Source organism: Rhodothermales bacterium, assembly GCA_039944855.1.
Lineage (GTDB): Bacteria > Bacteroidota > Rhodothermia > Rhodothermales > JANQRZ01 > JBBSMX01.
The window spans coordinates 395,469-410,940 of sequence record JBDUXZ010000020.1 but is presented as its reverse complement, the minus strand read 5'-3'; the positions used below and the strand labels follow the sequence as shown (position 1 = coordinate 410,940).

Genomic DNA, 15,472 nt, shown 5'->3' with positions numbered 1-15,472 from the left:
ACAGCCCCGATCTATAGATAAATCGAGGAGGTGCCACGATGCAGCGCGGCCCCCGCTGAGGTCGACGGGGGCCACTAATCCTACACGTACAAGAGCTTGCGCGAGCGATCAGCCGTCGTCGCGATCGTCGACGCGGGCGGGCGGCGCGGTGGCCTCAACGGCCTTGAAGTGCTCGTGGATGACGTACTGGTGCTCGGCCCCTTCGGGCACGACCCACGAGTCGCCCGCTTCGAGCGTCACTTTCTGATCGCCGAGGTGGAGCACGGCCTTGCCCTCGATCGCGTAGCCGACGGTCTCGTACGGGCGTGCGTGCTTGCCGAGGCCGTCGGTCGGGGCGATGTCCCACAGCCGCATCGCGAGGCGGGTGCCGGAGGCGAGGTAGGTCTGCCCGAGGTCGCCGGACGGGGAGTGGGAGGAGTCGACTTTTTTAACGGAGGTGTCTGCCATGTCGGGAGGTGCGGAAGAGGTGAGAGAGAAGGGAGGGGATTGAATGGCGAAGCCGCGCGGCTGTTTCGATCACAGCTGATGTCTCGCGCGAGGCCTCGTGGCGGGAGGCCGCGTGGAACGTAGGGGCGTAGCGTGCTGCGCCCTGCCCGGGAAGGCTACCGGCCTCGACCGGGCGAACGCCGTTCGCCCCTGCGGCTTGCAGCCTGTCATCCTGGCACAGGGCGCCGCGTGGTACGGTATTCGATCTGCATTTCGAGGGAGCCGTGGCCCCGAGGGCCGACGTAGGATTGGCAGCCGGGGCCGGCCTCCCGCTCTGAGTCACACGATGAACACGTAGCTGAAATGAACCTCCAAAAGTTTACCGTCAAAGCCCAGGAAGCCGTCCAATCGGCGCTCGAGATCGCCGCCGGGCGGAGCCATCAGGGCGTCGAGCCGGCGCACGTGATGAAGGCGTTCCTCGCCGACGAGGGCTCCGTCGTACGGACGCTCCTCTCGCGCCTCAACGCCAACCTCGACTTCATTGCGACGAAGACTGAGCAGGCACTCGACAAGCTGCCCAAGGTCTCCGGCGCGAGCGTCAGCGGCCAGTACGTCGGCAACGACTTGAACCAGGTCTTCGACCGCGCGCTGAAAGAGGCCGAGGGGCTCGGGGACGAGTACGTCGCCACCGAGCACCTGCTGCTCGCCCTCGCGGAGAGCAACGACGCGATCGGCCGGGCGCTGAAGGAGCAGAACGTGACGAAGGAGCGCGTGCTCGATGCGATGAAACAGATGCGCGGCGGCCAGCGCGTGACCGATCCCTACGCCGAGGCGAAGTACGAGGCGCTGAACCGCTACGCCCGCGACCTCAACGAGCTCGCCCGCAAAGGCAAAGTCGACCCCGTGATCGGGCGCGACGAGGAGATCCGCCGCGTGCTGCAAATCCTCAGCCGTCGGACGAAGAACAACCCCGTGCTCGTCGGCGAGCCCGGCGTCGGCAAGACCGCGATTGCCGAGGGCCTCGCGATCCGCATCGTGCAGGGCGACGTGCCCGAAGGGCTGAAGTCGAAGCGGATCCTCGCGCTCGACATGGGCGCGCTCATCGCCGGGGCGAAGTACCGAGGCGAGTTCGAGGACCGGCTCAAAGCCGTCGTCAAAGAAGTCGCCGACGCCGACGGCGAGATCATCCTGTTCATCGACGAGATCCACACACTCGTCGGCGCGGGCGCGGCCGAGGGCGCGATGGACGCCGCCAACATCCTCAAGCCGGCCCTCGCGCGCGGCGAGCTGAGGGCGATCGGCGCGACGACGCTCGACGAGTTCCGCAAGTACTTCGAGAAGGACAAGGCGCTCGAACGGCGCTTCCAGATGGTCCTCGTCGGCGAGCCGTCGGTCGAGGACACCGTCGCGATCCTGCGCGGGATCAAGGACCGCTACGAGATGCATCACGGCGTCCGCATCACCGACGGCGCGATCGTCGCCGCCGCCGAGTTGAGCGACCGCTACGTCACGAACCGCTTCCTGCCCGACAAAGCCATCGACCTCATCGATGAGGCTGCGTCCCGCCTCCGCATCGAGATCGACTCGATGCCGGAGGAATTGGATCAATTGGAGCGCGAGATCCGGCAACAGGAGATCGCCCGCGAGGCCGTCAAGCGTGAGGGCGACACGGCGCAGGTCGAGGCCATCACCGAGGAGCTTGCCAACCTCGAAGAGGAGCGCGACCGGCTGCGCGCGCGGTGGGAGCAGGAGAAGTCGCTGATCCAAGAAGTCCAGTCCGCGAAGGAAGAGATCGACGCGCTGAAAGTCGAGGCCGAAGAACTAGAGCGGCAGGGCGATTTCGGCGGCGTCGCCGAGATCCGCTACGGCCAGATCCCGGGGCTCGAAGCGCAGATCGAAAACACGAACGCGCGGCTCGACGAGTTGCAGGCCGACGGCGCGCTCCTCAAAGAGGAGGTCGGCGCCGAGGACATCGCCGAGGTGATCAGCCGGGCGACGGGCATCCCGGTGAATAAGATGCTCGAAGCGGAGAAGGAGAAGTTGCTCGGGATGGAGGCCGAGTTGGAGCGCCGCGTGATCGGCCAGCCCGAAGCGATCGAAGCCGTCGCGAACGCCGTCCGGCGCGGGCGGGCGGGCTTGCAGGAAGCGAGCCGCCCGATTGGCTCGTTCATCTTCCTCGGCACGACGGGCGTCGGCAAGACCGAACTCGCGAAAGCCCTCGCCGAGCAACTCTTCGACGACGAGGGCGCGGTCGTCCGCATCGACATGTCGGAGTACCAGGAGCGCCACGCCGTCAGCCGGCTCATCGGCGCGCCGCCCGGGTACGTCGGCTACGACGAGGGCGGGCAGCTCACCGAAGCCGTCCGCCGCCGCCCGTATTCCGTCGTGCTCCTCGACGAGTTCGAGAAGGCGCACCCCGAGGTGTTCAACGTCCTCCTCCAAGTGCTCGACGACGGGCGCCTCACCGACAACCAGGGCCACACCGTCGACTTCACGAACACGATCGTCATCATGACGAGCAACCTCGGCAGCGACCTCATCAAGCGCCGGATGGAGATGGCGGGCGACGAGTCGCTCTCCGACGAGCAGATGGACGGGCTGCAGGCCGACATGCTGGGCATGCTCCGGCAGACGCTCCGGCCCGAGTTCCTCAACCGGATCGACGAGATCATCGTGTTCCGCCCGCTCGGCCGCGAGCAGATCCGCAAGATCGTCGCGATCCAGTTCGCGGGCATCCAGCGGCTCGCCGCGCGGAACCACCACATCACGCTCGCCCTCACCGACGCCGCGTCCGACTACCTCGCGCGCAAGGGCTACGACCCGATCTACGGCGCGCGCCCGCTCAAGCGCGTAATCCAGCGCGAGGTCGCCAACCGGCTGGCCGAGCAGATCCTCGGCGGGTTTGCCCGCGAGGGTGACACGGTGGAGGTAGACGTGACGCCCGACGGCACCGGCCTCACCCTCTCGACCGACGCGTCGGCTCCGATCGAGGGTGCCGTGCCGTCGAACGGGCACACCGCCGAGGCCTGAGCGCATCGCCCATTCGCACTCGGAGGCCGCCCCGTATCCTGCGGGGCGGCCTCCGAGTGCGAATGGGGCGACGGCTCGGGCAAGAATATTTATCCGCGCCTAATGGGTAAGTCTTTTGACTGCTGTATCATCTGCCCATTGGACGAACATGTCCCCCAACCAGCCCTCAAGACTCCCGATACACCTATATGAACCGTTCCCTTTTCGCGCGTGTGCTCTTGGCGTTCAGCCTCAGCTTGACCCTCGTCGCCTGCGACTCCAACGACGAAGACGATGTCGACGCCCTCGTCGGCCGCTGGAACGTCAACGAGGAGGCATCCCGTACACTCATTACCGTTAGCCAGGCGCAACAAGTCATCGACCGCTCGCAGCCCGGCCAGGGCGGTATCCAGGTCACCGGCGACCTCTCCGGCACGCTCCGCTACTTCGGCTACGCTTACCGCGACGGCGATGACCTAGCGTTCTACGTAGGCTCGCACAATTATCAGAACTTCGACGCGCCATACCCCCAGTTCGAGCTTTTCCTCGATTCCAATTCCCTCTCTCTGAGGTACTACACGAGCGAAGACGACAGCGGGCAAACGTACTTCTCTAATGCAGCCTCCTCCTACTCGTTCTCGAACAACGTGCTGACCGTGAACGACGTCACCCTCACGAATGGCAGCGAGGAGGTCACGGTGGATGGCTCGCTCACGTTCGCTACGCGCTCGGTGCCGGCCAACCAGGAGACGGAGATCGATTCGTACAGAGACGCTGAGGAAGATTTCCAGCTCGAGTTCGAAGCAGACGGGGATCTCCTTATCCGCGACGACGACGGCACGGAGCGGGGTACGTGGGAGAAGGTCGGCGACCGGCTCCGCCTGACGTTCGATGACGACGACGATGACACAATTCTGGTGTCGTACGACATTGACGGCAACACGTTGAGCATGAGCTTTACCGACGATGATTGCGAGGGCGAAGCGGAATGCCTCGACTATGTTGAACAGGAGTACCTCCTCGAAGAAGGCTCCCTCACACGGGTGCGTTACGAAGAAAGCATCTCGCTGACGCGGGCGTCGTCCAACCGCGCTGTCCCCAGCGACGGAGCGAGCGCCCGCGGTGACCGCCCGAGCGCGCGACCGTGGCCGGCGCGGCCCGCCCCGGCGCGGAAGGGCCTCTTCGGTACGAGCCGGTAGATCGACCTCCCCTGCCTGAATGCAGAGGCCGCCCCGCAACCATCGGGGCGGCCTCTCGTCGTATAAAGCCCCGTTCCTGCTGACATTCCACCTTCCCATGCGCCGCTCCCCCGCCTTTGCGCTCTGCCTGCTCCTCAGTTCGGTCGCCCTCGCTCAGTCGGACCCGGTCACGAGCGGAAATGCGGATGACGTGGAGGCCATCCTCCACCAGTCGCTCGCGCTCTCGACTGCTTACGTGCGCGGCGACATTAATGCCCTCGTCTCCGTCTACGCAGAGGGCGGGATCGCCGCACCGGGCGGGCGCGACTTCGTGCGCGGGCACCAGGCGCTCCGCGACCTCTGGGCGCTCCCCGAAGGCCGCGTCATCACGCACCACGCGGCGCGGCCCGTCGAGCTACACGTCGCGGGGGATCTCGCCTACGACTGGGGGTATTACGAGGGCGCCGTGACGCAGGACGGCGAGGACCGGCCGCCGTTCCGGGGCAAGTACCTCATCGTCTGGCAACGCGAGACCGACGGCCGGTGGCGCATCGCGCACGACATGTGGAACTCGCTACCGTCGGAGTAACGCTCCGCCATCAAACGTCGATGGAAGGGACCCTCCATCCGCCCGGTAGGTTTAACGTTCGGCAGCAATCTTCGCCGTTCTTGCGGCTCCCCTGCCACCTCCTCTCGCCCCTCTCCATCTGACGCTTCCTCTCCGCTATGGGCCACCCCGATCAGCATACCCCGGACAACCATAACGTCACGAACCGCGACGACGCGCCTGCGCAGAACCTCTCGAAAGACACCGCCGCCGACCTCCACGATGACCGACTCGAAAAGGACGCCGACACTGGGTCGGAAGTCCGCACGCCCGATCCCGAGGACAAGCGGCAGGGCGAAGCGGGCAACACGTACACCGGTCGCCAGATGAGCGACGCGCTCAAAGACAACCCGCGCATCGACGACGCAGATCGCGTGGAGAAAGACGCAGAGTAGCACGTCGTACAGTTCGGCGGCCTCACCCAAATTGATGGGCGAGGCCGCCTTATCCGAGGGCTACCTATCCACTTGTTGCAGCGATTCGATCTGCAAAATCTAGCGCGTCGAATTTTTTTACATATCCCGTGGCCCCTCTCGGCGCGAGCCTACGTATTGCTGAAGGAAGCCAATCACCTCCTGCCCGGCTCAAGGAGTGGATCCGTCGTCTCCCCACGCTCGCTCCCGTATCACGCGCCACCGCCACGACCATGAGTTACGCCCTTATGCCTCGCACCCCGCACAGGCACGGTGACAGGGAAGTCCACGTCGCGTCGATACCTGCCCCCGCCCCCGCGTGGTCTGACATCGCTCCGGCCACCCTCACCGTCACGCCGGCGTGCGAGGGGGTGTACTGCTACAGTGTGTCGGAGTCCTCGACGTGGACGAGCGCGGACCTGCTCCGCATTCTCCGCGCGATCGTTCACTCCGCCCCGCCGCGCCCACAGTGAGCCTTCGGCTCCCGGTTTGTCCCCAGCGCTTCCTCACTCCGCCGCCATCGGCTGATAACGGGCGGCGTCTTCGGGCTTGTTCCACCGTCGGTAGTGCGTCGACAGGGTAGACGCAGCCTCTCGGGTTTCCTCGTGGTCGCGTCCTCGCTTGAGGAGGAAGGTTTCGTGTGCCGATAACAAGAGCGGGTCGGCCTCCGCATAGCTCCCTCGTCGGCTGAGGAGCTCGCCAAGCGCGCGGTATGCCTCGGCCGTCGCGACGTTGTCGGTGCCCATCTGCGGCTCGTAGATGGCGATGGCTTGCCGGAGCAGCGGCTCGGCCCCCTCGGCATCCTCTCGGGCGAGGTGGAGTTGTGCGATCTCGTAGTAGCTCCCGGCCACGTCGGGGTGATCGGGCCCGAGCACGCGCTGCCGAGCTTCCAACACGGCGCGGTGCCCGGTCTCCGCCGCATCGAGGTCGCCGCGACGGCGCGCGAGGTCTGCCCTGTTGAATTCGAGGACGAGCACGGCCGGGTGCTCCGGGCCCATCGCTTCGCGGATGTTGGTCACGGCTCGCGTGTAGAGCGAGTCGGCCTCGTCGTACTCCCCGCGCTCTTTGAGGAGGGAGGCGAGGTTGTTCGTCACGAAGCTGACGGCGGGGTGCTTCGGCCCGTAGCTCACGGCGAGCGATGCTATGACCTGACGGTACGCTTCCTCCGCCTCATTGAACGCCCCGGTGCTTTTTAGCACATAGGCGAGACTCGACGTGGCGGCGACCGTCCGCGGGTCGTCGGGTCCGAAGACGGTGCGGAACGTGCGGATGCCTTGCTCCAGTGGCGGGCGCGCTTCGTCGAGCTCGCCCACTTCGGCCAGCATCCCGCCGAGGTTAACCCGGTACGTGGCCAGTTCGTCGCCGTCCGGGTCTAGCTCCTCCTCGCCCACGGCGATGATCTCGCGGAGGAGGGCGGCGGCTTGATCCGGCTGCCCGTTCTGCTGCAGGACCATCGCGAGTTCGTTCCGCACCGCGAGCGTGGTCGGGTGGCGGGGGCCGAGGACGAGGGTGGTGAGGGAGTCGGCCTCGCGCACGAGCGTCAGCGCCTCAGCGTAGGCGCCCTCTTCGCGGCGGACGGAGCCGAGGTAGAGGAGGCTTTCGCCGAGCCCGCGCCGGACGTCGGGGTCTGAGGCGGCGAGGGTGCGGCGCGACGCCACCGCGATGCGCAAAAGCGAGTCGGCACGCTCGTAGTTACCGAGCTTGCGGTAGACCTCACCGATGGCGCTGAGGAGCGCCGCCTGCACGTCGGGCTCGCCATCGAGGTCTTCGAGGACGCGCACGGCCCCGCGCTCCAGCACGTCGCGCACGGGGATCGCGTCACCGCGAGACTCATTGGGGTTGTTCGTCTCGAACAGGTCGATGAGGAACGTCGTCACCTCGCGGGCCTTCGCCGCCTCGGTCTGCGCTCGGACGGCCTCGGCCTCGGCGCGGTCCGCCTGCCAGAGCGCGGTGCCGAGGCCAGCGGCCAACGCGACGAACACGAGGGCCGCCGCCGCGACGCTGCCGCGGTGGCGCCGCACGAACTTCCGCGCCCGGTACCCGGCCGTGTCCGGCTGCGCCTTCACCGGCTGCCCGTGGAGGTGCCGCCGCACGTCGTCGGCGAACGCCTCGGCGGAGCCGTAGCGCCGGTCGGGCTCTTTGCGCAGCGCCGTCAGCACGATCTGGTCGAGGTCGCCCGAGAGGCGGCGGCGGAGCGCGGCGGTATCGGCGCGGCGGGCCTGGCTGAGCGTGTCTGGCGTCGTCGTCCGCTCCGTCTCCGGCAGGGGCTCCCCGACGGCCGTGCTCGGGCGCGTCGGCTCGTCTTCGAGGATGGCGCGCTCGACCTCGTGGCGGACCCGGCTCGCGAGGCGGTACGGGCGGCGGCCCGTCAGCAACTCGTAGAGGAGGACGCCGAGGGCGTAGACGTCCGTCGCCGTCGAGACCGGCTCGCCGCGGACCTGCTCGGGCGCGGCGTACTCCGGCGTCATCACGCGCATCCCCGTCCGCGTCTCGGCCACGGCGAAGGCGTCGTCGTCCTCCATCAGCTTCGCGATCCCGAAGTCGAGCAGCTTCACCGTGCTGCCCGAGCCGGACTCGGCGACGAGGATGTTCGACGGCTTGAGGTCGCGGTGGACGACGAGGTTGCGGTGGGCGAACGTGACGGCCTCGCAGACCTCTTCGAAGAGGGCGAGCCGCTCGTTCACGCTGAGTTGCTTGCGGTCGCAGTAGTCCGTGATCGGCTCGCCGGCGGCGTACTCCATCGCGAGCCACGGCCGGCCGTCGGCCGTCACGCCGCCGTCGATGAGGCGGGCGATGTTCGGGTGTTCGAGCCGGGCGAGGATGCGGCGCTCGGCGAGGAAGCGCGTCGTGAGGTCGGGCGCGAGGCCGGGGCGGACGAGCTTGAGCGCGACGGTCTGCGCGAACGCCCCGTCGGCGCGCTCGGCGAGGTAGACGGCGCCCATGCCGCCCTGCCCGAGCATCCGCAGCACGCGGTACGGCCCGACCTCGGAGCCGATGAGCGCATCGCGCTGCGCGAGGGCCGATTCGAGCGCGGGGCCCACGAACTTGAGGTTGAGCCGGCCGAGATAGTCGTCGGCGTCGGCGTCGGCGGCGAGCAGCGCTTCGACCTCCTCCCGCAGGGCGGGGTCGTCCGCAGTCTCCGCGTCGAGGAATGCCGCGCGGGCGTCCGGCTCCAGCGCGGCGGCGTGGTCGAAGAGGGCCTCGATGCGGGTCCAGCGGGCGGCGTCCATCGGTCGGGGGAATGCGGGAGGGGCTCGTACCTACTCACGACGTGCGGTGGCCGCAGGGCTCACGCGCGCCGTGCTCACTCGTCCGTCAGCGGGGCGTCCTTCAGCTCGCGGTGGAGCCACGCGCGGGCCGTCCGCCAGCGCCGCTTCACCGTCGAGTCCGAGATGCCGAGGGCCTCGGCCGTCTCCTCGACGCTCATCCCGCCGAAGAACCGGCACTCCACGATGCGCGCGGCCTCGGGGCTCATCGCGTGGAGGGTGTCGAGGGCCTGGTCGAGGGCGAGGAGACGGACGGTCTCGTCCTCGGCGATCGCGAGCCCGTCTTCGAGCGTGACGCGGTCGCGGTCGCCGCCGCGCTTCTGGGCGCGCTGCGCCTTGACGTAGTCGAGGAGGATCTGCCGCATCGCCTTCGCCGCCACGGCGAGGAGGTGCGACCGGCTCTCGAACGGCACGTCGGCCCCGTCGACGAGCTTGGCGTAGGCCTCGTGGACGAGGGCCGTCGTGTTGAGGGTGCGGGCGTTGTGCCAGCCCGCGCGCTGGCGGTGCGCTTGCCGGTGGAGCTCGTCGTACACGAGCCCGAACAGCTCGCCGAACGCTTCACCGTCGGCGTCACTGCGCATCGCGTCGAGGAGGCGGGTCACGTCGCCGGAAGTAGAGGGCATCGCGCAGGAGGGAGGGGGTGGCCGGGGCTGCAAACATACCGCGCCCCCCCTCACGATGCTAGCGGGCCGAGCGGGTAGGTGCAGGCAAAATTGGAAGCTATTCGCTCCTCCTCACACGAACTATTGACCTCCCCCATCGTCTAACATCGTGATGCATGGGGAGGCCGCGGGGCCCCTCAGCGCCGCCCACCTCCCTAGCGCACCACCCACGGAATTTCTCCTTTCCCTAGCTACTACCATGCAACGTCTGCTCTCCCTCTCCCTCCTCGCCCTCCTGTTGATTGCCGGCATCGGGTGCGACTCCGCTGAAGACGACGACATCGACGGCGACGCCACCATCACCGGCGTCATCGTCGACTCCCAAGAGGGCGATCCCATCGCGGGCGCCCTCGTCCGGTTCGTCCGTGGCAGCGCCTCCGCCGAAGCCACGACCGACTCGACCGGCACGTTCACGATCGACGGCATCGCGACGGGCACGTACACCGTCACGATCCGCGCCAACGGCTTCCTCGACGTAGTCCTCACGAACGTGGAGATCACCGACGGCGCGAACACGCTCCCGCAGACGGTGGCGACGGTCGCCCCGCCCGCCGGCGCCTTCCGCATCGTCCTCTCGTGGGGCACGCAGCCCCGCGACCTCGACTCGCACCTCACCGGGCCTGACGGCGAGGACGGCCGCTTCCACGTCTATTACGCCGACGAAGTCTTCGGCACCGTAGCCAACCTCGACACCGACGACACGAGTGGAGAGGGGCCTGAAACCATCACGGTCACGCCCAGCAACGACGGGATGTATCGCTACTCGGTGCACAACTTCTCGGACCAGAGCGTGAACGGCTCACAGGGCATCGCCGGGACGCTCAACGACCAGGATATTCCAGCACGCGTCCAGGTCTACAACGACCAGGGCCTCGTCCGCGAGTACCGCGCACCGGCCGCGACGCCGGGGGATACGTGGCGCGTCTTCGAGATGAACGCCGTGAACGGCAACGCGACGATCACCGACGTGAACACGTACGTCGACGCCAACGGCTCGGGCGACATCGAGGCCTTCCGCATGCCGGCCAAATAAAGCGGCGCACATCGCTGCGGCTCCGACGCCCCGCCTTCGCTCCGTGCGAGGCGGGGCGTTTCGCGTTCGGTCCACACGACGGTGCGGGCGGCGGCAGCGGGGGTCAGTGTAGGCTATCTTCCGAACGACTCCCACCGCGCCGCCCCGCCGCCTCCGCATGTACCTCAGCAGCATCGAGCTCCACGGCTTCAAGAGCTTCGCCGACAAAACGTCCATCCACTTCGACCCCGGCGTGACCGCGATCGTCGGCCCGAACGGGTGCGGGAAGTCGAACATCATCGACGCCGTGCGGTGGGTGCTCGGCGAGCAGCGGGCGCGGCTGCTGCGCTCGGAGAAGATGGAGAACGTGATCTTCAACGGGACCGCCACGCGCCGCGCCCTGGGGCTCTCCGAGGTGTCCCTATCCATCGAGAACACCCGCAACGTCCTCCCGACCGAGTACACCGACGTCACGATCAGCCGCCGGCTCTACCGCTCGGGCGAGTCGGAGTACCTCCTCAACGGGACCGTCTGCCGCCTCAAGGACATCCTCGACCTGTTCATGGACACGGGGATGGGTGCGGGCGCGTACTCCGTCATCGAGCTGAAGATGATCGAGGACATCCTCTCGGAGAACGCCGACGACCGCCGCCGCCTCTTCGAGGAGGCCGCCGGCATCACGAAGTACAAGCTCCGCCGTGGCCAGGCCCTCCGCCGCCTCGACACAACGCAGGCCGACCTCACGCGCCTCGCCGACCTCACGGACGAGATCGAGAAGAACGTCCGCAGCCTCTCGCGGCAGGCCAATAAAGCGCAGCGCCACCAGACCCTCAGCGAGCGCCTCCGCAAGCTCGAACTCGCCCTCGCCGCCGCCGACTACGCCCGCCTCGCCGACGAGCGCCGGACGCTCGAAACCGAAGCCGCGACACTTCGGGACGCCGTGGAGGAACGGACGACCCAACTCCAGCGCCGCGAGGCCGAGGGCGAAGCGCTCCGCGCCACCCTGCTCGACCGCGAGTGCGTCCTCGCCGAGCACCAGCGCGCGCTCAACGCCCACGCCGAGCAGCTCCGCGCGGCCGAGGCCGAGGCCCGCCTCGCCGACGAGCGCCGCGCCGCCGCCGCCGCCGCGCTCGACCGGATCGACCGCGAGCGCGACGCCGACACCGCCCGCGCCGACGCGCTCCGCGCCGAAGCCGAAACCCTCGAAGCACAGATCGCCGACGCCGACGCAGCCCGCGCCGACGCCGAGCAGGCGCAGGCCGAGCGCGCCGCCGAGCGCGACCGCGCCGAGGCCGCTACCCGGACCGCCCGCGAGCGCGCCAGCGCAGCGCAAGCCGAGGCCCGCCGCGCCGCCGACGCCGTCGCGACCGCCCGCGCCGCGCTCGACACGCAGCGGAACCGTCAGGCCTTTTTGGAGGCCGAGATCGACCGCATCGAGACGGCACGGCGCGAGATCGACCAAACGCTCGCCGCTGCCGCCGGCAGAACCGACGCCGCCGAGACCGCGCGCGCCGAAGCCCAGTCCGCCCGCGACGTTGCCGAAGCTGCATTGCGCGATGCCGAAAGTCAACGCGCCGACCTCGACGCCCAGCTCGAAGCCGTCGGGCGTGACCTGCGCGAGGCGCACCGGCGGCTCGACGCCTCGGCGGCCGAGGCGGGCGTGCTCCAGAGCCTGCTTGACAGCTACGAGGGGTTCTCCGACGCCGTGCAGACGCTCCTCACGCAGCCCGATTGGGCCGCCGCGCCGCGCACCGTCGCCGACCTCCTCGCGTGCGACCCCGAGCACCGCCCCGCCGTCGACGCCGCGCTCGGGCCGTTCGCGTCGTGCCTCGTCGTCGAGACCGAAGCCGAGGCCCACGCGGGCATCGAGCGGCTGCGCGCCGACGACGCGGGCCGCGCCACCTTCGTCGTGCTCGACCGGCTGCCCGACGCGCCCGACGCCGAGCACTCCGCACCCGACGGCACCGTCGCCGTCGCCGACGTGGTCAGAACTGACGCAGCGTACCGGCCGCTCGCGCGTCTCCTGCTCCGCGACACGTTCCTCGCCGCGTCGCTCGCCGAGGCCGAGGCGCTGCACGGCCCGCACCCCTTCGCCCGGTTTGTCACGCCGGAGGGCGAGTGGACGAGCGCGCGCGGCGTCCTCCACGCGGGCGGCGCGGCGCAGTCGGCCGGGGCCGAGCGGCTCGGACAGCGGGAACGGCTGGACGCCGCCCGCGCTGAGGTCGACGCCGCGACGTCTGAAGTGGCATCGCTCGAAACGAAGGACCGGGCACTCCGCGCCGAGCGCGACACCCTCGCCCTCGACACCCGCCGGACCGCGCTCCGCGAAGCCGAACGCGCCCTCGCCGACGCCGACCGAGAAGCGAGCCAGATCGCGTACGACGTCGACGCCCAGACGCAGCGCCAGGCCGGGCTCGACGCGCGGCGCGCCGAACTCCGCGCCGAGCGCGACGCTGCCGAGGCGACGGACGCGCAGGAAGCCGCCCTCGCCGACGCCCAGCACGCGCACGCCGACGCCCAGCAGGCCCGCACCGATGCCGAGGCCGCCTTCGCCGCCGCCGACGCCGCCGGGCGCGACGCCCTCGCCCGCTTCAGCGACGCGCACCTCGCCACCGTCCAGGCCCGCAACCAGCTCGACGCCCTCCGCCGTGACCGCGACCGCGCCGAGCGGACGATCCGCGAGCTCGCCGAGCGCGAGACGGCCCGCCAGACCGAGGCCGAGCGCGTCCGCGTCCAGCGCGAGGAGGCCGCCGGGCTCAAGGCCACGCAAGAGGCCCGCGCCACGCGCCTCCGCGACGCCCGCGCCGACCTCGACACCGCCGTGAAGCAGGCCGAGACCGCCGTCTCCGACGCCCGCTCCGCGATCTCCGACACCGACGTGCTCCTCCGCGACGTCCGCCGATTGCGGGAGGACGCGCAGCAGCGGCAGGCCGCCGGAGCCGTCCGCCTCGGCGAGATCGGCACCCGCATGGAGGCCGTCGCCGAGCGCGTGTGGGACGAGTACGGCGTCGCCCTCGGCGAGGTCGACCCGCCCGCGCCCGACTTCGACGCCGACGCCGCGCGGCGCGAGGTCCCCGGCCTCCGCGAGAAGCTGCGCGGGCTCGGCGCCGTCAACGAGCTCGCCCTCGAATCCTACGAGGAGGAGAAAGAGCGGCTCGACTTCCTCCGCGCCCAGCAGGCCGACCTCGAACAGGCCGAGGCCTCGCTCCGCTCGACGATCCGCGAGATCAACGCCACCGCCTCCGCCCGCTTCGACGAGACGTTCCAGGCCGTCCGCCGCGAGTTCCAGCGCCTCTTCGTCGACCTCTTCGGCGAGAACGCGAGTGCCGACCTCGTGCTCGCCGGCGACGACCCGCTCGAAAGCCCCGTCGAGATCCGCGCGCGGCCGAAGGGGAAGAAGCCGAGCGGGATCGCCCAGCTCTCCGGCGGCGAGAAGACGCTCACGGCGATCGCGCTCCTCTTCGCGATCTACCTCGTCAAACCGAGCCCGTTCTGCATCCTCGACGAAGTCGACGCCCCGCTCGACGACTCGAACGTGGAGCGGTTCATGGGCCTCATCCGCTCCTTCTCGGCGAGCACGCAGTTCATCCTCGTGACCCACAACAAGCTCACGATGGAGGCGGCCGACCGGATGTACGGCGTGACGATGCAGGAGGAGGGCGTGAGCAAGCTCGTCGGCGTAACCTTCGACGAGGTGCTCGACGAGGCGGCGTAGCAAGCGCAAGCCGTTGCTTATGCCGCCAATGGGTACGCTTAAACACGCCTAGGCTGCCTAACCATGCGGCAGACATCTCCCCATGTGCCTACCGCAAGCTGTAACCAGGTCCTTTGATCTGGACAAGGTGAGGGGTCAAGCCGATTGGACTCTCATCAGAGCCCGTATGGTGGACAAGAAGTTCTAGTGCTGCTCGCGTTCGAAGTGGTTCCAGCGACGGTCCGAAGCTGATAGCGCGTAGTGGGAACGATGCGGCATCCTCCGCGCCGAGATCGTAGACGTGAGTCGGGCGAAATGGGGCGAGCCCTCCATATGCTTCACGAAACTGGATGCTTTCCGGCTCGTGGTTGTCCATAGTGACCCGGATGAGCCGCCACTCTTTCTCCTCCCGGAAGGCCCGGTGCTTGAAAACCAGCATCATGTCGAGCAGCACGTTCGCCGCTTGCATCGCCATCACCGACGGGACGTATCCAGGCATGCTGCCATAGGCTTTTGAGATCCCTGTTGCGAGCGCCGCCTTCGCTGCGTCCGTCACTTGTTGGATGTAATCCGAAGCCAGCTTGCGCTGGCCATCCTCGTCATAGATCACCTTTCTCAGAAACGGAGACCGTCCCTTATCAAGGCTGTCGAGGCTAGAGGTTGTCCTGGTTGCATCCGAGAATTCAAACCCTATGCAGTAGCCGCCTCCACGGTCGGCATAGCCGCGCCACTGGCTCAGCAAGTCATCATCCTCGCAGAAGCAGGCGACGAACGAATGGAACAGAGCCCTCCCGAATGCCTGCACCTGAACGGTGATCTGTCGCAGGAACGTTCTCGCTTCGTCGTTGCTCTCAGCCGCCATCGCGCTGTTCAGCGCATCGGCTATCAGATCCTGACCATATTGGATCTCAAGAGGGTCATTTAGCGAAGTGGCGTGACTGAACCAAAGACTCCGGCTCGCTAGGATTCCCCTGAGACCTGCCAAGTCTGTGTAGTGGTAAAGTCTCTGCGCGTCCGATAGCTGATGCAGGTCCAGCCAGCTAGCGATGAAGCCGTTCATCGCGTTCTCGATCTCCGGCGTGTTGTACGCGGGCTTCAGCAAATAGAGCGGTTGGGAGCGGTACGCCATGTGTGCTTCAACTATCTCATAGCTAACGAGTTGCCAGCCACAAGGTCGCCGAAATCGCGACTGCACGCTGATGAAG

10 protein-coding genes are annotated in these 15,472 nt (G+C 68.3%); 6 read left to right on the top strand and 4 right to left on the bottom strand.

Translation table 11 applies throughout. The features are described from left to right. Nucleotides 1-108 precede the first annotated feature (108 nt). A complete protein-coding gene (locus ABJF88_10865; protein MEP0547423.1) occupies nt 109-447 on the bottom strand; it encodes a cupin domain-containing protein in 339 nt (112 codons plus the stop codon). Nucleotides 448-789: 342 nt separating this feature from the next. Here ABJF88_10865 and clpB point away from each other — a divergent pair, with 342 nt between their 5' ends. From clpB to ABJF88_10845, 4 genes are all read left to right on the top strand, one after another. Further along, on the top strand, nt 790-3,456 hold the full coding sequence (gene clpB, locus ABJF88_10860; protein MEP0547422.1) for an ATP-dependent chaperone ClpB: 2,667 nt from the start codon (nt 790-792) through the stop codon (nt 3,454-3,456). Nucleotides 3,457-3,644: 188 nt separating this feature from the next. After that, nucleotides 3,645-4,634: a hypothetical protein gene (locus tag ABJF88_10855; GenBank protein MEP0547421.1), complete on the top strand. Its 990-nt coding sequence runs from the start codon at nt 3,645-3,647 to the stop codon at nt 4,632-4,634. A gap of 97 nt (nt 4,635-4,731) precedes the next feature. Next, nucleotides 4,732-5,202, top strand: a complete 471-nt coding sequence (locus ABJF88_10850; GenBank protein ID MEP0547420.1) for a DUF4440 domain-containing protein — start codon at nt 4,732-4,734, stop codon at nt 5,200-5,202. Between the two features lie 137 nt (nt 5,203-5,339). Then, a complete protein-coding gene (locus ABJF88_10845; protein ID MEP0547419.1) occupies nt 5,340-5,615 on the top strand; it encodes a hypothetical protein in 276 nt (91 codons plus the stop codon). 524 nt (nt 5,616-6,139) lie between these two features. On the opposite strand, the gene ABJF88_10840 is transcribed toward ABJF88_10845, so the two are convergent. Then, nucleotides 6,140-8,863 (bottom strand): serine/threonine-protein kinase, encoded by a 2,724-nt coding sequence (locus tag ABJF88_10840; GenBank protein ID MEP0547418.1) that lies wholly within the window; start codon nt 8,861-8,863, stop codon nt 6,140-6,142. 74 nt (nt 8,864-8,937) lie between these two features. Next, nucleotides 8,938-9,522 carry a sigma-70 family RNA polymerase sigma factor gene (locus ABJF88_10835; protein ID MEP0547417.1) on the bottom strand — a complete coding sequence of 195 codons (585 nt, stop codon included), beginning with the start codon at nt 9,520-9,522 and terminating at the stop codon, nt 8,938-8,940. Nucleotides 9,523-9,760: 238 nt separating this feature from the next. On the opposite strand from ABJF88_10835, the gene ABJF88_10830 reads away from it, so the two are divergent. Next, on the top strand, nt 9,761-10,594 hold the full coding sequence (locus tag ABJF88_10830; protein ID MEP0547416.1) for a carboxypeptidase regulatory-like domain-containing protein: 834 nt from the start codon (nt 9,761-9,763) through the stop codon (nt 10,592-10,594). A gap of 157 nt (nt 10,595-10,751) precedes the next feature. Then, nucleotides 10,752-14,288: a chromosome segregation protein SMC gene (gene smc / locus ABJF88_10825; GenBank protein MEP0547415.1), complete on the top strand. Its 3,537-nt coding sequence runs from the start codon at nt 10,752-10,754 to the stop codon at nt 14,286-14,288. Between the two features lie 88 nt (nt 14,289-14,376). Here the strand turns inward: smc and ABJF88_10820 are convergent, their stop codons facing one another. Further along, nucleotides 14,377-15,396, bottom strand: coding sequence for a DUF2971 domain-containing protein (locus tag ABJF88_10820; GenBank protein ID MEP0547414.1), 1,020 nt, complete (start codon nt 15,394-15,396; stop codon nt 14,377-14,379). Nucleotides 15,397-15,472 lie beyond the last annotated feature (76 nt).